Genomic DNA, 23,107 nt, shown 5'->3' on the forward strand with positions numbered 1-23,107 from the left:
AACCCGGGCCGTCCCTGAGCGCGGGCGCGTGATCCTGCCAGGCGCGATCCTCGACAGACCGGAGTACTGGTGGCGCAGAATGGCCAGCATGCACGTCATTCACGAGATGGGGGAGCCCGATGGCGCCGCCACGCACGCGGCGCGACTGGCCTCGCTCCGCGCGGAGGCCGTCGACCGCGTCACCGCTACCTCCGCGGCCCTGCGGGCGCTTGTGCAGGACCGATCCTCGCTCAACGACGACGACGAGCACGACCCAGATGGCGCTCCGCTGTCAGCCGAGTGGTCCCGCCTCGCCGGGCAGGTGGATGCGGCGCAGTCGGAGCTCCAGCAGATCGAGGCGGCACTGCTCCGCCTGGACGAGGGCCGCTACGGCGTCTGCTCGACGTGCGGCCAGCGCATCCCGAACATCAGGCTGCGGGTTCGTCCCTTCGCGGAGCAGTGCGTCTCCTGCGCAGAGCAGCGGCGACGCCCCGGCCGTCAGTAGGCGGATCGCCTGTCCCTCCACCACAGCCTGCACGGCTGAGTTGAACCTCGCCGAACGCCGAGGCAGGGCGGCAGCGTCTCCGGCTCACCCCCGCACGCGTCGTAGGCGTTGAGGAAGATCTCGCAATCGCAGTAGGCGCCCAGACGATCGAGGCGCTCGAGGAGTGCGGTCGCTCGCGGGGCCGTGCGTTCCTGGTACCACTGCGAGAAGCGGTGGGCGCCGTCGCAGCCGAACTCGTCCAGCTGCGCCGCGACGTAGCACAGCAGGCACTCGCGCGGCCCGGGTTCGAGCAGGTCGTTCGCTATCGCCTGGACGAGGGTCTCGGCTTCTTGGTCGATTCGTTGATCTGTCATGACCCGATCTTGGACCGGACCACCGACAATCTCTACGGCGGCATCCGCGGCCCCGCAGGGCGACGCGATTCAGCTCTCGCGAGACGAGAGCACGCAGAACTCGTTGCCCTCCGGATCGCACAGGACAACCCACGTGACGTCGTCGCCCTGGCCGACATCCGCGCGCGTTGCGCCCCGTGCGATCAAGGCATCGACATGAGCCACCTGGCTCTCGTGCAGCGGAGCAGCGAGGTCGATGTGCAGACGGTTCTTCACGGTCTTGTCCTCGCCGACCGGGACGAAGACGAGCCCGGGTCCGACCCGCTCGAATGGCACACCCGGGTTGTCCTCATCGAGCCACTTCGGGATGATGACCGCCTCATCTCCGTCCTGGAAGGAGACCTGCCAGTCGAGCGTCTCTGCCCACCAGGCCGCAAGAGCACGATGATCTCTCGAATCGATGACGGTCGAATACCAGCGAAGTCCCATGTGCGCCTCCTCAGACTCGCCCATCCTCGGCGACCGAGCTGGGGATTCGCGCCGCCCGGCCCGAGAAGACCTCGACCTCTCGAGCTCGAGGAGACCGAGCAGGTTCGGAGAAGCATCCGCGCTCCAGGGGTCGTACCGTAGTCGTGATTCACCTGCCCGACTGAACGAAGGAAGCTGCCATGGCGGAGAAGACGACCGGACTCTCGAAGGACGAGCGCGAGGCGGTCAAGCAACGTGCCGCGGAGCTGCGCGCCGAGCAGAAGGCTGGCAAGAACAGGGCCGCGGGGGACGCGGCCATCCAGAAGGCGATCGCGGAGATGACCGACGCGGACAAGGCGCTCGCCGAGGGCGTCGACCGCATCGTGAAGGACGTCGCCCCGCAGCTGATGCCGAAGACCTGGTACGGCTTCCCCGCGTACACCGACGCCGACGGCAAGGTCGTCGTGTTCTTCAAGGCGGCGTCGAAGTTCACGACCCGGTACGCGACCCTCGGCTTCGAGGAAGCGGCGAAGCTCGACGACGGCGACCTCTGGGTGACCTCGTTCGCACTCATCGACCTCACGCCGGAGACCGAGAAGACCATCGCCGACTACGTGCGCAAGGCCGCGGGCTCGTAAGCGCAGCGGTGTCGCACGCCAGGCAGGGTCCTCCCGTCCGGCCCGCACGCTCAGCCCTGTGCGACCCTGCGGTAGCGGATGTGCGTGGCGAGCGGCGAGTGCAGCACCTCGACCGGTTCGTACCCGAACGTCTCGACGCCATCGAACATCCGCTCGCCGGAATGCAGGAGGACGGGCGCGATGTCGAGGGCGAGCTCGTCGATGACGCCTGCCTGCAGCGCCTGCCTGACCGTGGAGGCGCCGCCCGCGATGTCAACACCTTTGCCGTCAGCGACGGCAAGGGCCTGGGCGTACGCCGCGTCGAACCCCTCGGTCACGAAGTGGAAGGTCGTGCCGCCTTCCAGCTCGACGGGTTCGCGGGCGTGATGCGTCAGCACGAATACCGGCGCGTGGTACGGGGGCTCCTCGCCCCACCAGCCGCGCCAGTCCCCGTCCCAGTCGCCGCGAATCGGTCCGAACATGTTCCGGCCCATGACGTAGGCGCCTCGGGACCGCATGAGCCAGTCGGCCGCCGCCTCGTCCGCGTCGGTCGCGCGCGGATCCCCCATGTGCCACGAGTGGACGTCGTGCCCTCGCCTGCCGAGAGGATGCTCGCGACTCTGCTCGGGACCGGCGACGAAGCCATCCAGGGAGATGGACATGTGACACGTGGTGTCGGACATTCGGGGCCCTCCGTTGGACGCGAGATCAGATCCTGACCGCGACCCTACTCCCGATTCCGCCCGGGCATCACTCCCCGCCACCCGCCGCCGTGATGAGCGTGTGCAGCGTGCTGCTGAGCAGTTCACCGTGCCGTTCGTCGAGCGTCTCGCCGGCCCGGAGGAGACCGATGACGTAGAGCCCGCTGATGGCTTCCGCCCGCACCCGCTCGTCGCGCACGCGCACGAGGGAGCGCACCGCGTCGCTCGTGACGTTCATGACGAGCCGCGGTCGCGCACGCGACGCCTCAGGCTCGCTGAGCAAGCCCGCCCACGGGTCCGCCTCAGCGGCATCGTCCGCCAGCCGGCTCCGGTGGTCCACGCCGGGGGCGGCGACGAACAGGGACGGCGTTGACGCGGGCGCAAACGCCCGCAGATCGAGATCGACTCCGAGCCGTTCGAGGACTGCACGGGCGTGCACCTCCAACCCGCGGGCCTCCGCGCCACCCTGGCGCGGTTCAGGGAGGGAGTCAAGGAACGCGTGCGGGTCGAACGCCCGCACGCGCGCGGCATGCCCGCGACGTTCGCGCACCTTGCGCAGGATCTCGCTCCCGTAGACGTAGGAGCCGTTCACGAGCAGCGACCGCTTCGCACGCAGCAGCGGGGCGAACGCGGTGAAGTCGGTCATCGACGAGGTGTACTGCACGTCGTCAGAGAGCCGCAGGATCTGCGCGAGCGTCATCGTGCCCTCGCTGGTCTCCCAGGGCACATGGCCGATCACGAGGTCGAGCATGTCGTCATCGCTCGCCGCCATGGCGAGGATGCCTTTCGCATGGACGTCCATGAACCGGTCGAAGCCGACCGGGTCGCTCAGCGCGAAGTGCTCGATCCCCTGCCTGAGCTGCATGCCGATCTGCCCCTTCACATCGCTGATCGCCGGCGAATCCTGCAGGGACTCTCGGGATGCGGTCAGAGCGAGGTCGCCGCCCTCGACGGCGAGTCGCACGAAGTAGGCCCAGTTCGGAGCCAGCTGCACGTTGTCGTCGGCAACGAACATGCCGTGAGAGTAGACGGTGTCGCCGTGCCGGTTCCCGACCCGCCCCGGGCTGTCCGAGATGAAGGCCACCCCGACCACACCGGCGGTGGGAACGTCGATGGGGAGCACGGCCAGCGGCGCGAAGCCGAACTCGCGATGACACCAGGCGGTCGCCTCGAGGTCGGAGCCTCTCCAGGGCGGCGTCCGGGTGCTGACGATCTCGGGCTGCGGCTGCGCGCCCGTCTGCAGCGAGATCGGGAGCTCGAGCAAGCTCGCGAACCGCTCAGCGAGCAGGCGCACCCGCGCGGGTTCCACCCACTCCCGGTCGTCGGCACGCGCCTGCACTCGCACCTCGGTGCCGGCCCCCGCCAGAGGCGTCTGAGCGGTCGTGATCGAGAAGGTCCCGTCGGAGCTCCCGACCCAGCTCAGCGTCGGCGCGTCGGCCGAACGCGCGCTGCGCGACCGCACCTCGATGCGGTCGGCGATGAGGAAGCACGACAGCAGCCCGATGCCGAACTGGCCCAGGTACTGACGACGCACTCGCGTGAAGTCGCTCCGCTTGCTCGAGGCACCGATGGTCGCGAGCACCGACCGCATCTCCTCCTCGGTCAGCCCGATGCCGGAGTCGCGGACCACCACGGCCCCGCCGTCTTCGACCTCGATCGTGATCTCCCGCGGTGCATCGGAGTCGACTTCGCTCCTGGCCACGACTGCGTCCCTGGCGTTCTGGATGAGCTCGCGGAGGTACACGCGCGGGCTGGAGTACAGGTGGTGGGACAGGATATCGACGATGCCGCGCAAGTCGACGCGGAAGCTCTCCCCGCTCACGCGGACGCCCCGAAGGAGGTGTCGCCCGGGAACCATCGGTCTCGCACCCGGGGGCTCCACCGGTCGTCGCCGTTTCGGGCGTCCAGACGGCGGGTGATGTCGGCGGCGCGCGCACGGAGTTCCGGACCGCGCGGGTCGTCCGGGGACGTGGCGAGCAGCGCACTGCCGCAGGCGGCGAAGATCATCAGGTCGCTCGGCGCGTCGTCGAGGTCCGCGAGCAGCGCGTCGATGAGCGGCCCGAGTTCCGCACCGGGTGCCGCCACGCCCTCGAGCAGCACCCATCCGGGCAGCGGACCGAACGCCTCCACGTCCCCCTCGACGCTCTCGAGGACGCGGGCGAGTTCGGCGGAGGCGTCCCTGTCCCCTGACCTGGCGTCCAGCCAGCACAGCCAGGCGGTTGCCGCGCGCACCTGCTCAGCGTCGCCGGTCGCGAGGACGCGCTTGGCCGTCGCAGCCGCGAAGGCAGGCGCGACGAACGCGGTCAGGCGAACGACCTCGAGGTCGACGGTGACGCGGTCGAGGAGCTTCTCGTCTGCCTCGAGCTCTGCTGCGAGCTGCTCCACCGCGGCGCGCAGTGATGCGACATCATCGCGGTGGGTGGCGATCTCCGCTCGAGCAAGCGTGAGGTGCGAGGCGGGTCCCCCGGTCACCTCGCGGAGGCGCGCTTCTGCCCCGATGAGCTCCTCGATCTCCGACCACGAGACCTCGGGCGCCGCGACGGCCTGCTCGACGGTCACCGTGAAGAACCGCTCGCCGATCGCCTGGAAGGCATCCTCGATGGCATCGGGCGCGCTCAGGAGCTCGGTCTGCGACCTTCGGAAGTCTCGAACGAGGGTGGCGATCCTGCCCTGCTGCCCCGCCCGGAGACCGTGGAGCAGCGGCACGCAGTAGCGGGTCGACGCGCACTTGAGCTGCTCCGAGCGCGCCGCGAGGGAGGCCGCGAGGGCGTCGGCGTCTTCTGGGGTCTCTGCGGAGAGCAGCTCCATCGTCGCGCCGAGGTGCGCGACGTAGCGGTGCTTGATCGAGATGGGCGGGTCCTCGGAGCTCACGGACCCCGTGCGAGGCAGCCAGCCGGCGGCGAGGATCGTCTCGGCTCGTTCTTCCACATCGCCCCAGACCTTCGGGTCATCGACGACGGCGGGCCGTGGATGCGTCGGGAGTCCCGCCCACCAGAACGTCTCGAGTTCGCGAGCGTGCACGTCCGTGTCGCCGCGCCGATCCAGCTCCGCGGCGGACTGCTCGACGAGGACCCTCAGCAGCTGCCCCTCCTCACCACTCGGGTCTGCAAGGGTTCGGCTGCGAGCGACGGCGGCTGTCGCTTCCCAGTCGCTTCCGTCGAAGTGCAGGTTGCGGAGGGTCTCGTCGACGGCGGCGAGCGCTGCACGCGGTCGCTCTTCCAGGACGGGGAGGAGGAACTCGGCGACCCCGTCTCGAGCGAGCCGGGCGGATCCGACCCATTCGAGGAGCTGGTCGGCGATGAGGTTCGCGTCCGCTCGCCGACCGGCGCGAACGTAGAAGAACGCGAGGAGGATGAGCAGCGGCACGGCGTTCGCCGCCTCGGAACGCGCCTCATCGAAGGCGCCTGGGTCGATCTCCAGCATCCGCAACCGCTGCTCGAGTGCCTGCGTCGCGCGTGGCAGGTCGAAGCGCGCGACGAGCGGCAGCTCCATCTGGATGACGCCGGAGTCATCCGGCCGCCATTCAACGCTGTTCTCAGAGCGCCAGCGCTGGACCCAGTCGAGCGTCGCCACGCCATCGCCCCGAGCTGCCGCGACGGCGGCTCGGGCGACGTAGACGCCGACGATGTCGGCCCCTCGCTGTCGGATCTGCTGCTCGACGAGATCGATGGCGCGGGTGATCTGCTCGAGGGGCACGACCGGGTCGTCGACAAGCGTCATGCTCGCCGTCGCGATGGAGTTGAGCATGCGGTTCACGTTCGCGGGGGCGATGAGGTCGCCGTGGCGGTGGATGACCTGCATGAGGCGCACGTACGCGTCGAGCGCGCGGACGGCCAGCCCTGCCTTGACGAGGGTTGTGTACTGCCCGAAGCGGGCACTCGCCATGAGGTGCGGGAACTCGGCGCGTTCGCAGTCGTCGATGAACTCGTCCCAGACCTCGAGCTTCCCCTCGTCCTCTGGCAGGTCCCAGATGGCGGAGCTGCGCTCGAAGAGACTCTGAATGCGTTCCTGCTGCTCGTCGTCGAGCGAGCTGACCTCTGAGTAGGCGATCATCGTGGGTCTCCAATGCCAAGTGGTGTTGTTCGCAGGAAACGGTTCAGTCGGCACCGTCGACGTGCACGCCGCGCCGTTCGAGCGCCCTGCGCGCGCGGACGCCGAGGAAGCCGCCGATGTCCTCCACTCGCCGGAGGTTCGTGAACGGCTCGAGGTCGTGGTCCGTGATCGTCGTGATGTCGAAGCTGTTGTCCTCCCCGTCCCACCGCGGAATCAGCTGCGCGTAGATCTCGTTGCCGCCGTCGAGGACGAGCTGCTCGACCTTCCCTGCCACGCGGGCCGGGATCGGGTAGCCGCGCAGCCAGGCGCGCACGGAAGGGATCATGGTGTCGTAGTACTCGTCCGGATCGAAGTTCTTCGCTCCTCGATCCTGTGCGAAGTCGTACACGTTGAAGCGCGGACCAAGTACCCGCTGGACGAACATGAGCTCGTTGAGGATCGCGAGCCGGAACGGGAACGACTTCAGCGAGAGTGTCTGCTCGTCGGGCACCGGAAGCTTCCACTTCCCGGACGGCTTCTTCACCGGCAGCACGGGCTTGTGCGAGGCGATGATCTCCGTGACCGGTGCCTGCGCTGACCGGACCATGTCGGCGAGCTCGTCGGTCTGCGCTCTGGCGAAGCGCTCCCGTGCCTCCATGGCGTGGAGCTCCTGCAGCTCGGTGGTGTTCAGGAGCAGGACGAACTCCCAATCCCCGACCCTGAACCGGAGCATGAGGTACGCCTTCCGGAGCTCCGCATCCGGGGCCGCTGCGATCGGCGGCTGCCCCTCGATGGTGAACGCCCCCGTGTAGACACCCGACGGGCGATACAGACGCGCCGCTTCGTCTCGCTTGGACTCGCTGCGCGCATCGGTCGCGACGGTCACGTACACGCCAGTCGCCACCTCACCGTCCTTCGTGGACACCCGCACGCCGACGTCGTCCCAGACGACCCAGGTGGTGCTCCCGTTGGGAGAGAGGGTGCGCGGCGAGCCGAAGACCTCCGTCAGGGCGCGGACGCTCTGAGCGTCCACCAGGACACCGTCGACTCGGACCCCGTCTCTTGAGACATCGATGCTCGGCATGTTCACGTCTCCACCCATGATCACCACTCCCTCGAGGCTCAACCGAGACCAACAGTATGCGAGGCGGCACGCCTGTGCGCGAGCAGCGCGCCGTGCTGGTTCTGCGCCCGGCACTGGCGGTACTTGAGGTCGTCATCGTCCAGCATCCGGGTACGGTTGCTGCTGTGAGGGCGCTGCCCCTGCCATGGCAGACCGGATTGGCGGACCCCGAGTGTCGAAGCGCAGAAGCAGATCGAAGGTGCCGGAGCGGGACTCGCGCTGCTTCGTGCAGGTGAGGAGCCAGCCGAGCCTCGGCGTCGAGACGACGACTGGAATCACCTGGGTCGGCGTCGACCAGCAGGTCGGGCACGGCTCCGCGGATGCACTCTTCGAGCTCACCACCGAGCAGTACGTCGGGGAGTTGCTCTGGGACTCGGTCAAGCCAGGGTTCGTCGGCGAGTGCTGGTCAGGCAAGCACGACGACCTCAGGCTCTTCGACCCTCGCGGTGGGTCCTGGTATCCGGAGCAATGGGTTCCCGCGAGGAGCCGCATGTTCCCCCCGAAGATCGACGGGGAGATCTGGCACCACGTGGACGCCCTGGGCGAGCCCCTGGATTCGCAACGCGCGACGGTCTCGCGCGCGCTCGCGGGCGGAACGGAGGACATGGCCGTGGATGCCGGGCGCGTCACGAGCATCCGCTTCACGCTGAACGGGGACGGCGCGTATCCGCGACCGGCTGGTCTCATCGCAGGGCTCGGTGCCGGGGCGAGTCGAGCTGAGGTGGCGGCGGTGCTCGGCGCTCACGTCGGCGGGCACTCGGACGTGCACGTCCTCGAAGGTGATCGTGTGCGCCTCCGCTACGACGCTGTGGGGCTCACCGAGGTACTCCTCGAGCGTCCCGCCGCGCAGCCCTTGCCGGACGGGCCGATGCGGCTGGTCCTCGAGATGCTCGGCGAGCCGCAGGGCGGCTGCGCCTGGACGCGCGGGGTCGAGCTTCTCGGGGAGGTCCGTCGGCGCTGGGCCGTGTCATCGGGGTTCCCGAGGCGCCTTCTCGAGTTGGACAGCGGCGCGGAGGTGCAGGTTCAGGATGCGCAGGTGCTGAGCGTTCGTCTCCGGCCCTCACCTGCGTCGGACGTTGTGCTCCGGGCGACTGCGACGCCGCAAGTGCGCAGGCCGCACTGGCCAGGGACGCGTGAGGAGATTCGTCGAGGGTTCGGTGCGCCGCTCGCAACGACCGGCCGGATGGAACTCCGACGGTTCGGGGCCTGCGATCTGTTGACGGAGTACAGCTCGCACGAAGCCGACGCGGCGGTGACCGAGCTGACGGCGGTCCCCGTCGGGGTCAGCGTGTCGCATCGCATCCACCGGTGGCGCTCGGGCGAGTTCACGATGTTCCTCGACGCCCTCGGCCGGGATGAACAGCATCCGCTTGTGCTGGCCGTCGGTCGGCTCGATGGGGTCGACCTCACGTTCCTAACTGGTCGTCTTGCTCGCGTCGAGGTCGGCGGCACTGGCTCTCACGCCGAGCGCTTCGCCGCGTTCGTCGACGGAACGCCCGCGCGCCCAACCCGCAAGGAGCTCCCATTCGGAGTGCCGACGTACATCGGCGAGCACGACGATCTGCGCGACTTCGAGCAAGGCTGGATCCACGTGCACGCACGCGACGGCGTGCACGTCACGACCATCGCGGTGAGCCTTGAACCGCCGGAAGGTATCAACGTCCACCTCTGGCTGCCGCACCGCGACCGCTGAGTCCCAGTCTCAACGGCACCCGCGGCTTGGCCCCTCTGCTCGGTCCGGGACCTGACCTGTTCAGTCCAGGTACGGAGTGTCACCCGGGTGGCAGCGAATCCCAGACCTCTCGCCACTTGGCCGCGAGCGTGTCGATCGTCTCATGCGCGTTCAGCCCGCTCGGCTGAGGAACGACCCAGAGGTCCACGCCGTCAGGCCAACCGTCGATCGCGAGCACATCCTGCCGTCCGAGCACCGCCTTGGGCAGCGCGAATGCGGTCCGGAAGGCGGTGATACCGGCAACGGCCACCGCGTCCGGGCGCATCTCCCGCACCCGCCCGACGAGTCGCCGCCCACCGGTCTGCAACTCTGAGCGGGAGAGTTCGTCGGCTCGCACCGTGGCGCGACCGACCAGGTTCGTGATCGCGATGCCGTGGCGCAGCAGCGACTGCTCATCGTCGTCCAGAAGCCCGCGCGAGGCGTCGACGACGTGGTCCGTGAACCCGGCTCGGTGCAACGAGGGCCAGAAGCGGTTGCCCGGCCGAGCGAACGGGGCGTTGACCGCCGCAGTCCACAGCCCCGGGTTGACGCCCACGATGAGGAGACGGACCGTTGCGAGATCGACGGGGAGAACGTCGTCCACGGCATCGGCGTCGCTGCCCCGGAACGCGGCGAGCTCGACGGTCAGAGGTTTCCGACCACCAAGCGGCGACTCCCGACGCGCCTTGGCAGGAATCGGCGCAGATGCGGGCGAATCACTCAACGCAGGTCCTTTACATCGACGGTCCGAGGCTCCCTGCTCGCAGCAGACGGTGACCGTGGGCGCCGCTAGACGTTGAAGCGGAACTCGACCACGTCGCCGTCCTGCATGACGTAGTCCTTGCCCTCCATGCGGGCCTTGCCCTTGGCGCGAGCCTCGGCGGTGGAGCCGGTCTCGACGAGGTCGTCGAACGAGATGACCTCGGCCTTGATGAAGCCGCGCTCAAAGTCGGTGTGGATGACGCCCGCAGCGGCAGGCGCCTTCCAGCCCTTGCGGATCGTCCACGCGCGCGACTCCTTGGGGCCGGCGGTGAGGTACGTCTGCAGCCCGAGCGTGTCGAAGCCGATGCGCGCGAGCTGGCTGAGGCCCGACTCGTCCTGACCGAGCGACGCGAGCAGCTCTGCCGCCTCCTCCGGGTCCAGGTCGATGAGCTCCGACTCGGTCTGCGCGTCGAGGAAGATCGCCTTCGCGGGTGCGACGAGCGCGGCCAGCTCGGCCAGCTTCTCCTCGCTGCTCAGCGCGGCCTCGTCGATGTTGAAGACGAAGATCATGGGCTTGGCCGTCAGCAGGCCGAGCTCCTTGATGGGCTCGAGATCGATCTTCGTCGCCGAGAGCAGCGTTCCCTCGTCGAGCGCCGCCTTGGCCTCGTTCGCCGCCTCGAGCACGGACGAGTCAAGACGCTTCTGCTTGACTTCCTTCTCGAACCGCGGGAGCGCCTTCTCGATGGTCTGCAGATCGGCGAGGATCAGCTCGGTGTTGATCGTCTCCATGTCGCTGGCCGGCTCGACCTTGCCGTCGACGTGCACCACGTCGCCGTCTTCGAAGCCGCGCACGACCTGCACGATCGCATCCGCTTCACGGATGTTCGCGAGGAACTGGTTGCCCAGCCCCTCCCCCTCGCTCGCACCGCGCACGATACCGGCGATGTCAACGAACGACACCGCGGCCGGGAGGATGCGCTCCGAGCCGAAGATCTCCGCGAGCACCTTCAGGCGAGCGTCCGGCAGCTCGACGACCCCCACGTTCGGCTCGATCGTCGCGAACGGGTAGTTCGCCGCGAGAACCTGGTTCTTCGTGAGTGCGTTGAAAAGGGTCGATTTGCCGACGTTGGGCAGGCCGACGATGCCAAGAGTAAGAGCCACGAGGGTCTATCGTACTTGCCCGCCGCGAGTTGCGGGCCCGACTTCGTGCCACCATGAATGACGTGACCATAGACTTCACGGCGATCGACTTCGAGACCGCCAACGGCTCCCCCGCCTCGGCCTGCGCTGTCGGCCTCGTGCGGGTCCGTGGCGGCACCGTGGTCGAGAGAGCGACGTGGCTCATCCGACCCCCGCTGGCCCACGACGTCTTCCTGCCGTTCAACGTGCAGCTCCATGGGATCAGCCGAGAGCTGACGCGCTCGGCCCAGACCTGGGAGGCGCAGCTGCCCGCGCTGCTCGACTTCTGCGGCAACGATGTCCTCGTCGCCCACAACGCTCGCTTCGACATCGGAGTTCTGCTCGCGAGCTCCCTGGCGACACGCGCGGCGCTCCCGCCCCTCACGTACTTCTGCTCCCTGCGGCTCGCTCGACGCAGCTACGAGCTCCACTCCTACCGGCTCCCCGTCGCCGCAGCAGCGGCGGGCTTCACCACGCTCGTGCACCACGATCCCGTGTCCGACGCGGAGGCAAGCGCCGCCGTCGTGAGCGACACTGCGAGACGATTCGGCGCCACGGACCTCGCATCCCTCGCCGCACTGCAGGGCGTTCCGATCGAACGGATCGAACTCGAGCGAGAGCGGGAACTGGCCGCAACACTCACCGCGGCGGCCACCTTCGCCTGAAATGTCGGAGGCACCTGCGAGGGTGGATGCATGGACATCATTCCCCTCGTCATCGGGCTCCTCCTCGGCCTCGTCGTCGGCTTCGCCATTTCGACGATGCGGGGCGCGAGTCAGCGTCAGCAGCTGGCCGCCGAACTCGCGGGAGCGAGCGCTCGCGCGGTGGCTGCCGGAGAGGCGCGCGCGACAGCAGAGCAGCATCTCGAGGAGGTCCGCGCTCGAGAACGCGTACAACTGGATGCGAGGCGCTCCAAGGAGGTCGGCGAGCAGCAGGTGCTCACGGCGCTCGCCCCGGTCAACAAGCAGCTCGAGCTCATGCGTCGAGCTGTCGCCTCGATCGAGGAGCAGCGGCTCCAGCAGCACGGCGAGCTGAGCGAGCAGCTCCGCAACCAGCACGAGGCCGACGAGCGACTTCGAGCGACGACCGATTCGCTCGCCTCAGCGCTCCAGTCCAATCAGGCGCGCGGTGTCTGGGGCGAGGCGCAGCTGCGCAACATCGTCGAGGCCTCCGGCATGATCGAGCGGGTCGACTTCGACACGCAGGTCAGCGTCACCGGGGAGACAGGCCCCGGTCGCCCCGACATGATCGTGCATCTCCCGGGCGACAAGCATCTCGTCATCGACGCCAAAGCACCGATGGCGAAGTACCTCGCGGCGAGCCAGCTCAGCGAGCTCGGCGACGAGGAGGAGACCGCCAGGCGTCGCACGCTCATGGGCGAGCACGCGAAGACGCTGCGGGCGCACGTCGTGGCACTCGCCGCCCGCGGCTACCCGAGCGCGGTCTCGGGCTCGCCTGAGCTGGTCATCGCCTTCGTGCCGAGCGAGTCGGCGCTCTCAGCCGCAGTCGCCTCCGACCCGTCGCTGCTTGAGGACGCCATTCACCGCGGAGTCGCAGTGACCTCCCCGGTCTCGCTCTGGGCGACGCTCCGCGCGATCGCGTACGCCTGGCAACAGGACGTCCTTCAAGACCAGGCGCACGAGATCTTCGAGCTCAGCACCCAGCTCCACACCCGCCTCGGGACGCTCGCCACCCACATCGACAAGCTCGGCCGATCACTATCCGGCGCCACGACCAGCTACAACGCCTTCCTCGGCTCGCTCGAGACGCGCGTCCTGCCGACGGCTCGCAAGCTCGACGCGCTCAACATCGGCTCCCCCATCCACACGCCACGCCCCGTCGAGGAGCAGCTGCGTGGAATCACCGCCCCCGAGCTGACAGAGCAGGGTCACCTCACACCGACGGAACCCGAACTCAGCCAGCGCTGACACTCGATCCCCCTTCACGTCGACGACGAAACGCTGCCCACCGGATGCGCCACCGGCCAGAGGCGGGCGTCGTATCCGATGGACAGCGAGAGCGCTGTGTCAGCGTGCTCCCGAGATCAGAGCCACTTGTCGGCCATGTGCTCGGCCGTCACGCGACGCACGGTGCCCGAACGGGAGCGAAGCACGACGGAGTCGGTCAGGATGCGGTTGCCGACGCGGCGCACACCCGCGCACAGACCGCCGTCGGTCACGCCGGTGGCCACGAAGTAGGTGTTCTCGGTGCGCACCAGATCGTCCTGCGTGAGCACTGCCTCCAGGTCGTGCCCGCTGGCGATCGCCCGCTCGCGCTCCTCCGCATTGCGCGGGTACCAGCGGCCCTGGAGCACGCCGCCGAGGGCCTTGATCGCGCAGGCCGTGATGATGCCCTCCGGCGTTCCGCCGATGCCGACGCACATGTCGATGCGCCCGGTTCCACGCGCCGCGTTGATGCCGCCGGCGACATCGCCGTCAAGCATGAGCTGCGTGCCCGCACCGGCCTCGCGGATCTCGTTGATGAGCTCCTCATGGCGCGGTCGATCAAGGACGGCGACGACCATGTCCTCGATCGGCTTGTTCTTCGCCTTCGACAGCGCACGGATGTTCTCGCCTATCGGGCGAGCGAGATCGATGACCCCGACCCCCTCGGGGCCGGTCACGATCTTCTCCATGTAGAAGAGATCCTTCGGGTTGTACATCGAACCGCGATCAGCCACAGCGATGACGCTCAGGGCGTTCTGGCGCCCAGCGGCGGTCAAGCTCGTCCCGTCGATCGGATCGACCGCGATGTCGCAGTCAGGGCCCTGCCCGTTGCCGACCTGCTCGCCGTTGAACAGCATCGGGGCTTCATCCTTCTCACCCTCGCCGATCACGACGACGCCGGCGAAGTCGACGGTAGAGAGGAATTTGCGCATGGCGTCGACCGCGGCACCATCGGCCGCGTTCTTGTCGCCTCGCCCGATGAACGGCGTCGCTCGGATGGCAGCGGCCTCGGTTGCGCGCACCAACTCCATAGCGAGGTTGCGGTCCGGGTTCGCAAAGAGCTGCCCGTGCTCAGGAGTCGGAGTGGCGGAAGTTGAGGTCACAGGGGTCCCTTTCGCTGGCGTTGTGGACGTTCTCGCCGAGCAATCACACGACACCATTGCTCCGCGCTATCCAGTTCCCAACCCTAGTACGCACGCTCGGAGAAAGTCGGCGGCCCTGGCTAGACTTCACGCGTAAGTTCCAAGCGCTGAAGGAGCACACATGCCCATCGCAACACCGGACCAGTACGCCGAGATGCTGAACCGAGCCAAGGAAGGCGGCTTCGCGTACCCCGCGATCAACGTCTCCAGCTCGTCGACCATCAACTCCGTCCTCCAGGGTCTCACCGAAGCCGGCTCTGACGGCATCCTCCAGGTCACGACGGGCGGCGCCGACTACTTCGCCGGCCAGTCCGTGAAGGCACGCGCCTCCGGCGCGCTTGCCATGGCCGCATTCGCACACGAGGTCGCGAAGAACTACCCCATCACGGTCGCGCTGCACACCGACCACTGCCCCAAGGACGCGCTCGACGGATTCGTCTACCCACTCCTCGAGGCATCGGCCGAGCAGATCAAGCGCGGCGGCGAGCCGATCTTCCAGTCGCACATGTGGGACGGCTCCGCTGTGCCGCTCGCCGAGAACCTCGAGATCGCGTCGAAGATCCTCAAGCTCACCCAGGCCAACAACCAGATCCTCGAGGTCGAGATCGGCGTCGTCGGCGGCGAAGAGGACGGCGTCGCCCACGAGATCAACGAGCACCTCTACACGACGCTCGATGACGCGATCGCGACCGTCGAAGCCCTCGGTCTCGGCGACCGCGGCCGCTACATGGCCGCGCTCACGTTCGGCAACGTCCACGGCGTCTACAAGCCCGGCAATGTCAAGCTCCGTCCCGAACTCCTCGCGGAGATCCAGGCGGGCCTGGCCGAGAAGTACGGCACCGCGGCCAAGCCGCTCGACCTGGTCTTCCACGGCGGCTCGGGTTCCACCGACGAAGAGATCGCCGAAGCAGTCCGCAACGGCGTCATCAAGATGAACATCGACACGGACACGCAGTACGCGTTCAGCCGTTCGGTTGCCGACACGGTCCTCAAGAACTACGACGGCTTCCTCAAGATCGACGGGGAAGTCGGCAACAAGAAGGTCTATGACCCCCGCTCGTGGGGCAAGAAGGCCGAGACCGCGATGGCGGCTCGAGTCGTCGAAGCCACCAAGCAGCTCGGCTCGTTCGGTAACTCAGCCGCGTGAGCGTGACGCCGGGAGCCGAGCAGCAGGACTCGTTGCAGGAAGCGAAACGCAAGAACGACCGCTTCCTCGGCATCGGGTTCCTGGTGCTCGGCCTCGTCGCCACGATCCTGAACATGACGACGTTCACGGAGAACTCGCTGGCAGGCCAGATGGCTCTGCTCTACGAGGACTTCGGGATCAGCGACTACGTCCGGCCTGAAGGGCTCGGCGTGCTGTCAACGACGGCGATCCTCGTGCTTCCCGCGATCTACGCGCTCACGCTGTACCTCACGCTCATCCGCTGGAAAGCAGGCAAGCGCGCCATGTGGATCCCCATCATCGGTGCCGCCGCCACCCTCGTCACGATCTTCGGCCTCACGTTGACCGCGATCCTGCTGCACGGGGAACTGCTCCAGGCGCTCTCGAGCGGCGCACTGCCGACCGCGACGCCGACGTCCACCTGACGGGACACGCGCGGCGGCGCCGACGAGCGCCTCGCGCTCTCCACAGGGACGAGAACTCGGCCCTGGCTCGCGATATCCTCGATATCGCGAGGCAGGGCCGAATTTTTCGGTCCTGACGCGCAGTCCCGATCGCGTCCGCGCGGGGCAGCCCAGATCTGCGAAAGAGGCACGTGGTCGTCATCCAGCCCCCGAAGTCGACACCGGATGCACCCTGGCCGGTCAGCGTCGTCTCCGAACTCGTCCGAGACTGGATCGCGCGCCTCGGCTCCGTCTGGATCGAGGGCGAGCTCACCGGCTGGAGCATCCGAGGCGGGCACGCCTACGGCAAGATCAAGGACCTCGACGCGGACGCCACGCTCTCGGTCACCGCCTGGCGCAGCGTCGTCCAGCGTCTCGACGGCGAGTTCAAGCAAGGCGACCGGGTCATCGCGAGCGTCAAACCCGACTTCTGGGTCAAGGGAGGCACGCTCTCCATGCAGGTCTCCGACCTGCGGCACGTCGGCCTCGGCGACCTCCTCGAACGACTCGAACGGCTCCGCAAGCAGCTGGCCTCCGAGGGCCTCTTCGCCGATGGCCGAAAGAAGGCGCTCCCCTTCCTGCCAGGCACGATCGGACTCATCACCGGGCGCGAGTCCGATGCTGAGAAGGACGTGCGACGCAATTCGGAGCTCCGCTGGCCAGCAGTGCAGTTCCGCACGATCCACACCTCCGTGCAGGGCGAGCGCACGGTCGCCGAGGTCTCGGCCGCATTGCTGGCGCTCGACTCAGACCCCGAGGTCGACGTCATCATCGTCGCGCGAGGCGGCGGCGACTTCCAGCACCTCCTCCCCTTCAGCGACGAGAGCCTCGTTCGGCTCGTCTCCGAGCTCTCGACACCCGTCGTCAGCGCCATCGGCCACGAAGCCGATCGCCCGATCCTCGACGACGTCGCCGACCTTCGCGCCTCCACGCCGACGGACGCCGCCAAGCGCGTCGTGCCAGACGTGGCGGAGGAGCTCGCTGGCGTCCAGCAGGCGAGGTCCCGAATCCTGCAGCGCATCGTCGACCGCGTTCGCAGCGAGTCGAACGCGCTCGAGTCCCTCGTGTCCCGCCCGGCGCTCGCCAACCCGTCCTGGATCATCGACCAGCGCGGAGAGGAGCTCATGCGCGCCTCGCAGCGCGGCGAAGAGCTCATCACCCGACGCATCGACCGAGAACAGGACAAGCTCGAGTCGCTTGCCCGACACCTGCGCGGCCTCTCCCCGCAGGGCACGCTCGAGCGTGGATACTCGATCGTCGAGCGCGTCGACGGCGCCACTCGGACGCTCGTCACGGCGTGGCAGGACGCCCCGGCATCCGCCGAGCTCCGCATCCGCACGGCCGACGGCCGCATCACGGCCTCGTCCCTCGGCGGCGAGCCCATCATCACGACCGGCGTCTCGAACGGCGCGACGGAGGCGAACGTAGAATGACCACCATGCAGGAACAGTCCGACATCACAGAGCTCAGCTACGAGCAGGCACGCGACGAGCTCATCTCCGTCGTGAGCCAGCTCGAACAGGGCAGCGCCTCCCTTGAGGCCTCGCTCAAGCTCTGGGAACGCGGCGAGCAGCTGGCGGCGCACTGCGAGTCGTGGCTGCTCGGCGCACGCAAACGCCTCGAGGCGGCACGCCGGCGCACCGACGACACCGACGAGTCCTGATGGCCAAGCAGAAGCAACCCCCGATCGTCGCGGAGCTCGGCCGACCGGAGACTCCGGAAGAGACCTTCGCCCGCAAAGCTGAGTCCTCGCGCCTGTACCGCAAGCGCAAGACGATCAACAATCTCGTCTACTCGCTCCTCGTCTCGCTCGGCCTCGTGATCTTCATCGTCGCCATCGTGCCCCGCAACGAGACGCCGGTGTCCTTCGACGTCGACTTCGCCTCGGAAGCGCAGAGCGCGCAGGGCGACTTCGCCGAGCCGCTCGTCGTGCCGCAGGTTCCCGCCGACTGGACAGCGAACGAGGCGGAGATCCGCACCAGCGCCGACGGCGTGAGCGAGTGGTACATCGGCTTCCTCGTCGGCCCGAAGGAGGCCCCGACGGAGTACGTGGGTGTGAGCCAGGGCATCGGCATCAACCCGACCTGGCTGCTGGACGCGACGCGCGAGCGCACGCCGACGGGCACCGTGCAGGTCGGAGGTCTCGACTGGGTCGAGTACGACGCAACGAACCTGAGCCCGGAAGACGCCGGCAACCGTGCGTACATGCTCGTTCACGAGCAGGGCGACCAGGCGTACCTCGTCTACGGCAACAACAAGCCGGAGACCGTCACGAAACTGGCGGAGCTCGTCGCCGCCGACCTCGGCTGAGGCCAGCACTCGGTAGGCTGGCTTCTACAGAGATCGGCTACCTGGAAAGGTCACACAACGTGGTGGAAAATCAAGACGAGTACCGCATCGAGCACGACACGATGGGCGAGGTCCGCGTTCCCAAGAACGCCCTCTACGCTGCGCAGACCCAGCGCGCCGTCGAGAACTTCCCCATCTCCGGTGCGGGCCTCGAACCGGGCCAGATCATCGCCCTCGCGCGCATCAAGCGCGCCGCCGCGATCGTGAACGCCAAGCTCGGCATCATCGAGCAGCCCGTGGCCGACGCCATCGTGACTGCCGCACAGCAGATCATCGACGGAGAGCACCTCGATCAGTTCCCGATCGACGTCTACCAGACCGGCTCCGGCACCTCGTCGAACATGAACATCAACGAGGTCCTCGCGACACTCGCGACACGAGGCCTCGGCGAGACCGTTCACCCGAACGACCACGTCAACGCGTCGCAGTCGTCGAACGACGTGTTCCCGACATCGGTGCACGTCGCCGTCACGGACGCGCTGCTCAACAACCTCGTCCCCGGTCTCGAGCACCTCGCTGAGGCTCTTGAGCGCAAAGCCCAGCAGTGGGCGACCACCGTGAAGGCCGGCCGCACGCACCTCATGGATGCGACCCCGGTCACGCTCGGCCAGGAGTTCGCCGGGTACGCCAGGCAGATCCGCCTCGGGATCGAGCGCGTGCAGTCGACGATCTCACGCGTCGCCGAGGTGCCCCTCGGCGGCACCGCGACGGGCACCGGCATCAACACCCCGGCCGGATTCTCGCAGCAGGTCATCGCCGAGCTGGCCGACAACTCGAAGCTGCCGCTCACCGAAGCGCTCGACCACTTCGAGGCACAGGGTGCACGCGACGGCCTCGTCGAAGCCTCGGGCGCGCTGCGGACCATCGCGGTGAGCCTCATCAAGATCAACAACGACCTGCGCTGGATGGGATCCGGGCCGAACACCGGCCTCGGCGAGATCCTGATCCCCGACCTGCAGCCGGGCTCCTCGATCATGCCGGGCAAGGTCAACCCGGTCGTGCCGGAGGCGGTCCTCATGGTGGCCTCACGCGTCATCGGCAACGACGCAGCCATCGTCTTCGGCGGAGCCTCCGGTTCGTTCGAGCTGAACGTGCAGATCCCCGTCATGGGAACCGCGCTGCTCGAGTCCATCCGTCTCCTCGCGAACAGCGTGCGCGTGCTCGCCGACAAGACCGTCGATGGCCTCGTCGCCAACGAAGAACGTGCTCGCGCCCTCGCCGAGTCGTCCCCGTCCATCGTCACTCCGCTCAACCGCATCATCGGGTACGAGGCTGCCGCGAAGATCGCGAAGTACTCGGTTGCCAACAAGGTCACCGTGCGCCAGGCCGTCATCGACCTCGGCTACGTCGAGCGCGGCGACATCACGGAAGAGCAGCTCGACGAGAAGCTCGACGTGCTCAGCATGACCTCGCCGAACCTGTAGGCGCGTCTGCACAGCAATGACCCGCCGTGGAGACACGGCGGGTCATTGCTGTCATCCCCCAGCGTCGTCCTCGAACGGGCGGGCAGCGTCGCAAGCGACTGGCTCACACCCAGCGGGACGCGGCCAGCCACGCCACGGGGAGCCAGTACCCGGCGAGCAGCGCCGGCCCGAGCGCGATGCTCCGCCGCCGATCCCGGGTCCACACGAGCACGATGATGCTCTGCAGTCCCCCGAACAGGATGGCGAGGAACACCAGGACAACTGCCAGGGAGGGATGCACGAGAGCCGCCGCGGACGCGAGGACGGCCCCGAGCTTCACGTCGCCCATGCCGAGCCCGCCGAGCACCGAGCAGAGCAGGAGCGCCGCTCCGACCAGCATGCCGATGATGATCGCCGCCAGGTCGAGGCTCCCGGTGAGGAGCCAGTCGAGGCAGGATGCGAGCAGCAGGCCGAGCGCGGCGAACGCCACGAGCGGATTCGGCAGTCGGTGCTCCCTCACGTCAGTGACGACAAGACTGGGCGTGACGATCGCGATCGCGACCATCACCGGGAGCTCGCGGAGCTGCCCCGCAACCGCCGCGGCGACCGCCAGGCCGACCAGGGCACCAACGCACAGCACCTCCCCGAAGCTCCACCGCCATGACGAAGAGTCTGGACCCCGCACTCCCCCGTGTTCGCGCGCGGAGCCCAGCCGCGTCACAGCAGAAGAGCTCCCCCTCGCTCTCTCTGCCATGCCAGAACGCTAGTCACCTCACTCGTGCACCGCAGAAGTTATCCACAGCCCGAGAGCGCGGTGACCGCCCGGAGTGCGTTCCGGGCAGAACGCACGGACATGCTCAGCCTCACACCTCGTAATCCCCCAGCAGCTCGGTGACCAGTGCGGCGATGTCGCTGCGCTCTGACCTCGTCAGCGTCATGTGGGCGAAGAGCTTGTGCCCCTTGAGCGTCTCGATCACCGAGGCGACGCCGTCATGCCGGCCGACACGCAGGTTGTCGCGCTGGGCGACGTCGTGTGTGAGCACCACGCGCGAGTTCTTGCCGATGCGGGAAAGCATCGTGAGCAGCACGTTCCGTTCGAGCGATTGCGCCTCATCCACGATCACGAAGGCGTCGTGGAGCGACCGCCCGCGGATGTGCGTGAGCGGAAGGATCTCGAGCATGCCGCGATCCATGACCTCGTCGATGACGTTCTCGGAGACGATCGCCGACAGGGCGTCGTAGACCGCCTGCCCCCAAGGGTTCATCTTCTCGCCCTGGTCACCGGGCAGGAAGCCGAGCTCCTGCCCGCCCACCGCGAAGAGCGGGCGGAAGACCATGATCTTGCGGTGCAGCCCGCGTTCGAGAACCGACTCGAGTCCCGCGGCCAGGGCGAGGGCACTCTTCCCAGTACCCGCGCGACCTCCGAGCGACACGATGCCGATCGACTGATCGAGGAGCAGGTCGATCGCGAGGCGCTGCTCCGCCGAACGCCCGTGCACGCCGAACACATCCAGATCGCCCCGCACGAGTCGGACGGCGCCCTTCCCCGACACGCGTCCGAGCGCGGAGCCTCGATCCGAGTGGATCACGAGGCTCGTGTTGACGGGCAGCTCGTCGACAGCCCCGGTGGCGACCGTCTCGTCGGTGTACAGCGTGTCGAGCTCGTCCGCCCCGAGCGAGATCTCCGCCACCCCCGTATAGCCGGTGTCTCGAGCCAGCTCGGCCCGGTACTCCTCGGCGGCGAGGCCGATCGCCGACGCCTTGACGCGCATCGGAAGGTCCTTGGAGACGACGGTGACCGCGAGCCCCTCACCTGCCAGGTTCTGCGCGACGGCCAGGATGCGCGTGTCGTTGTCTCCGAGCTGCATCCCGCTGGGCAGCACGCTCATGTTCGAATGGTTGAGCTCCACACGCAACGTGCCACCCGCCTCGCCGATGGCGATCGGGAAGTCGAGGCGCTCGTGCTTCATGCGCAGCTCATCGAGGAACCGGAGCGCCTGGCGTGCGAAGTACCCGATCTCCGGGTCGTGCCGCTTCTTCTCGAGCTCCGTGATGACGACGACGGGAATGACGACGGCATGCTCCGCGAAGCGGAACAGGGCCCTCGGGTCGCTGAGGAGCACCGACGTGTCGAGCACGTAGGTGCGGGTCGAGGTCGCGGTGTCGGGAACCGCGACGTGCACGGCGCTCCCTTCCTCGTTCTCGAGGTGGTCGGTGTTGCGCTGTGCGGGTGTCACGGCAGTTCCGCTCCTTCGCCAAGCTCTCGCTCGTCGTTGGGTTACGTTCCGACCACAGGGGCACTCGGTAGGGTGAAACGAACTTCGGGAACCTGTGGCCGTTTCGATCAGGCACCGTACCTGATGGCATTAACGTACGACGATGCTGAGCACGCCACGCGCAGGCGAACGTTAAATCTTGGCTCGTGTCTGGGAGCGCGGCCGCTACTGCCCGTACCGGCGTTGGCGCGATGCGAAATCGCGCAGGGCGCGCAGGAAATCGACCTCCCGCAGGTCGGGTCCGAGCGCCTCGACGAAGTAGAACTCCGAGTGGGCCGACTGCCACAGCATGAAGTCGCTGAGCCGCTGCTCACCCGAGGTTCGGATCACGAGGTCGGGGTCCGGCTGCCCGCCCGTGTAGAGGTGCTCCGCGATGAGGTCGGGGGTGAGGATGTCCGCGAGTGCGGCGACATCGCCTCCGTCTGCGGCGTGCGCGCGAACGATCCGACGCATCGCGTCGACGATCTCGCTGCGCCCGCCATACCCCACGGCGAGGTTCACGTGCATGCCGCGACGCTGAGCCGTGTCACGCTGCAGGCGCTCGAGCGTCGCCCCGAGTCCGGCCGGGAGATGCTCCGAAGACCCTGCGTGGTGCACGCGCCAGCGCGCGTTGTCGGCGATCTGCATCGCGAGCTTCTCGATGATGTCGATGAGGGCGTCGAGCTCCTCGCTGCTGCGGTTCCTGAGGTTGTCGTTCGAGAGCAGGTAGAGCGTGACGACCTGCACTCCCTCCCGGTCGCACCAGGCGAGGAACTCCATCATCTTGGCCGCGCCCGCCGCGTGCCCCTGCGCGGCGTCGCGCAGGCCGAGCTGCTTGGCCCAGCGCCGGTTGCCGTCGATGATCATCGCGACGTGCTTCGGCTTGGGACGTCCGTGCAGAGATCGACGCAGCCGCCTCGTGTACAACCCGTACAGGAAGCTCCGCAAGCTGGTGGGAATCATCGACATGGTTCAGCCAACGTACCGGACCATGGGTCGGATGCACGCGCACGGGGCCGCGTAGAGTTCGAGGGTGGCTTCTGAACATCACGCAG

The 23,107-nt window shown here is 68.0% G+C and carries 23 protein-coding genes; 11 read left to right on the forward strand and 12 right to left on the reverse strand.

The genetic code is table 11. From position 1 onward, the window contains the following. Positions 1-88: 88 nt before the first annotated feature. The gene (locus C5C17_RS12325) at positions 89-484 is read left to right on the forward strand and encodes a TraR/DksA C4-type zinc finger protein (RefSeq protein ID WP_258066187.1); all 396 of its coding nucleotides are present in this window, start codon (positions 89-91) and stop codon (positions 482-484) included. Here C5C17_RS12325 and C5C17_RS12330 read toward each other — a convergent pair. Continuing rightward, positions 478-837 (reverse strand): DUF2695 domain-containing protein, encoded by a 360-nt coding sequence (locus C5C17_RS12330; RefSeq protein WP_104253653.1) that lies wholly within the window; start codon positions 835-837, stop codon positions 478-480. The two genes, C5C17_RS12325 and C5C17_RS12330, sit on opposite strands and share 7 nt — an antisense overlap. 69 nt (positions 838-906) lie before the next feature. Beyond that, positions 907-1,305: a VOC family protein gene (locus C5C17_RS12335; RefSeq protein ID WP_104253654.1), complete on the reverse strand. Its 399-nt coding sequence runs from the start codon at positions 1,303-1,305 to the stop codon at positions 907-909. A gap of 179 nt (positions 1,306-1,484) precedes the next feature. On the opposite strand from C5C17_RS12335, the gene C5C17_RS12340 reads away from it, so the two are divergent. Further along, a complete protein-coding gene (locus C5C17_RS12340; protein WP_104253655.1) occupies positions 1,485-1,922 on the forward strand; it encodes a hypothetical protein in 438 nt (145 codons plus the stop codon). A 50-nt stretch (positions 1,923-1,972) separates the two neighbouring features. On the opposite strand, the gene C5C17_RS12345 is transcribed toward C5C17_RS12340, so the two are convergent. The 4 genes from C5C17_RS12345 to C5C17_RS12360 form a co-directional block, all read right to left on the reverse strand. Next, a complete protein-coding gene (locus C5C17_RS12345) occupies positions 1,973-2,563 on the reverse strand; it encodes a dihydrofolate reductase family protein (RefSeq protein WP_258066188.1) in 591 nt (196 codons plus the stop codon). A gap of 88 nt (positions 2,564-2,651) precedes the next feature. Further along, entirely contained in the window at positions 2,652-4,424 is a 1,773-nt protein-coding gene (locus C5C17_RS12350; protein ID WP_181028581.1) for an HSP90 family protein, read from the reverse strand. Beyond that, the gene (locus C5C17_RS18640) at positions 4,421-6,655 is read right to left on the reverse strand and encodes a hypothetical protein (protein ID WP_181028582.1); all 2,235 of its coding nucleotides are present in this window, start codon (positions 6,653-6,655) and stop codon (positions 4,421-4,423) included. Before C5C17_RS18640 ends, C5C17_RS12350 begins: the two co-directional genes overlap by 4 nt. A gap of 43 nt (positions 6,656-6,698) precedes the next feature. Beyond that, positions 6,699-7,718: a DUF6892 domain-containing protein gene (locus C5C17_RS12360; RefSeq protein WP_146079171.1), complete on the reverse strand. Its 1,020-nt coding sequence runs from the start codon at positions 7,716-7,718 to the stop codon at positions 6,699-6,701. A 211-nt stretch (positions 7,719-7,929) separates the two neighbouring features. Between C5C17_RS12360 and C5C17_RS12365 the strand changes: the two genes are divergently transcribed. Then, positions 7,930-9,450, forward strand: coding sequence for a hypothetical protein (locus C5C17_RS12365; protein WP_219820508.1), 1,521 nt, complete (start codon positions 7,930-7,932; stop codon positions 9,448-9,450). Positions 9,451-9,529: 79 nt separating this feature from the next. Here C5C17_RS12365 and C5C17_RS12370 read toward each other — a convergent pair whose 3' ends face one another. Together C5C17_RS12370 and ychF are read right to left on the reverse strand one after the other, a co-directional pair. Next, positions 9,530-10,192: a mismatch-specific DNA-glycosylase gene (locus C5C17_RS12370; protein WP_258066189.1), complete on the reverse strand. Its 663-nt coding sequence runs from the start codon at positions 10,190-10,192 to the stop codon at positions 9,530-9,532. A gap of 65 nt (positions 10,193-10,257) precedes the next feature. Beyond that, positions 10,258-11,331, reverse strand: a complete 1,074-nt coding sequence (gene ychF / locus C5C17_RS12375; protein ID WP_104253660.1) for a redox-regulated ATPase YchF — start codon at positions 11,329-11,331, stop codon at positions 10,258-10,260. A 53-nt stretch (positions 11,332-11,384) separates the two neighbouring features. Between ychF and C5C17_RS12380 the strand changes: the two genes are divergently transcribed. Both C5C17_RS12380 and C5C17_RS12385 read left to right on the forward strand, forming a co-directional pair. Beyond that, positions 11,385-12,014 (forward strand): exonuclease domain-containing protein, encoded by a 630-nt coding sequence (locus C5C17_RS12380; RefSeq protein ID WP_374953912.1) that lies wholly within the window; start codon positions 11,385-11,387, stop codon positions 12,012-12,014. 30 nt (positions 12,015-12,044) lie between these two features. Then, on the forward strand, positions 12,045-13,277 hold the full coding sequence (locus C5C17_RS12385; RefSeq protein ID WP_104253662.1) for a DNA recombination protein RmuC: 1,233 nt from the start codon (positions 12,045-12,047) through the stop codon (positions 13,275-13,277). Positions 13,278-13,393: 116 nt separating this feature from the next. On the opposite strand, the gene glpX is transcribed toward C5C17_RS12385, so the two are convergent. Beyond that, positions 13,394-14,326, reverse strand: coding sequence for a class II fructose-bisphosphatase (glpX, locus tag C5C17_RS12390; RefSeq protein WP_258066204.1), 933 nt, complete (start codon positions 14,324-14,326; stop codon positions 13,394-13,396). Positions 14,327-14,558: 232 nt separating this feature from the next. On the opposite strand from glpX, the gene fbaA reads away from it, so the two are divergent. The 6 genes from fbaA (at position 14,559) to C5C17_RS12420 (ending at position 19,818) form a co-directional block, all read left to right on the forward strand. Continuing rightward, the gene (gene fbaA, locus C5C17_RS12395) at positions 14,559-15,584 is read left to right on the forward strand and encodes a class II fructose-bisphosphate aldolase (protein WP_104253664.1); all 1,026 of its coding nucleotides are present in this window, start codon (positions 14,559-14,561) and stop codon (positions 15,582-15,584) included. Continuing rightward, positions 15,581-16,027, forward strand: a complete 447-nt coding sequence (locus tag C5C17_RS12400) for a DUF6264 family protein (RefSeq protein WP_104253665.1) — start codon at positions 15,581-15,583, stop codon at positions 16,025-16,027. The genes fbaA and C5C17_RS12400 overlap by 4 nt, the downstream gene beginning before the upstream one ends. A gap of 170 nt (positions 16,028-16,197) precedes the next feature. Next, a complete protein-coding gene (xseA, locus tag C5C17_RS12405) occupies positions 16,198-17,478 on the forward strand; it encodes an exodeoxyribonuclease VII large subunit (protein WP_258066191.1) in 1,281 nt (426 codons plus the stop codon). A gap of 5 nt (positions 17,479-17,483) precedes the next feature. Next, positions 17,484-17,708 carry an exodeoxyribonuclease VII small subunit gene (locus tag C5C17_RS12410; protein ID WP_374953913.1) on the forward strand — a complete coding sequence of 75 codons (225 nt, stop codon included), beginning with the start codon at positions 17,484-17,486 and terminating at the stop codon, positions 17,706-17,708. Next, entirely contained in the window at positions 17,708-18,355 is a 648-nt protein-coding gene (locus C5C17_RS12415) for a DUF4245 domain-containing protein (protein WP_104253667.1), read from the forward strand. The genes C5C17_RS12410 and C5C17_RS12415 overlap by 1 nt, the downstream gene beginning before the upstream one ends. A 59-nt stretch (positions 18,356-18,414) precedes the next feature. After that, positions 18,415-19,818, forward strand: coding sequence for a class II fumarate hydratase (locus C5C17_RS12420; protein ID WP_374953914.1), 1,404 nt, complete (start codon positions 18,415-18,417; stop codon positions 19,816-19,818). Between the two features lie 103 nt (positions 19,819-19,921). Here C5C17_RS12420 and C5C17_RS12425 read toward each other — a convergent pair whose 3' ends face one another. The 3 genes from C5C17_RS12425 to C5C17_RS12435 form a co-directional block, all read right to left on the reverse strand. Further along, positions 19,922-20,437 (reverse strand): prepilin peptidase, encoded by a 516-nt coding sequence (locus C5C17_RS12425; protein WP_181028583.1) that lies wholly within the window; start codon positions 20,435-20,437, stop codon positions 19,922-19,924. Positions 20,438-20,660: 223 nt separating this feature from the next. Then, the gene (locus C5C17_RS12430; RefSeq protein WP_244295968.1) at positions 20,661-21,980 is read right to left on the reverse strand and encodes a PhoH family protein; all 1,320 of its coding nucleotides are present in this window, start codon (positions 21,978-21,980) and stop codon (positions 20,661-20,663) included. Positions 21,981-22,238: 258 nt separating this feature from the next. Then, complete coding sequence (locus tag C5C17_RS12435; RefSeq protein ID WP_374953918.1) at positions 22,239-23,015, reverse strand: isoprenyl transferase; 777 nt, start codon at positions 23,013-23,015, stop codon at positions 22,239-22,241. Between the last annotated feature and the right edge of the window lie 92 nt (positions 23,016-23,107).

It is taken from the genome of Pseudoclavibacter sp. RFBA6 (genome assembly GCF_002931575.1).
Classification (GTDB): Bacteria; Actinomycetota; Actinomycetes; order Actinomycetales; family Microbacteriaceae; genus Pseudoclavibacter; species Pseudoclavibacter terrae.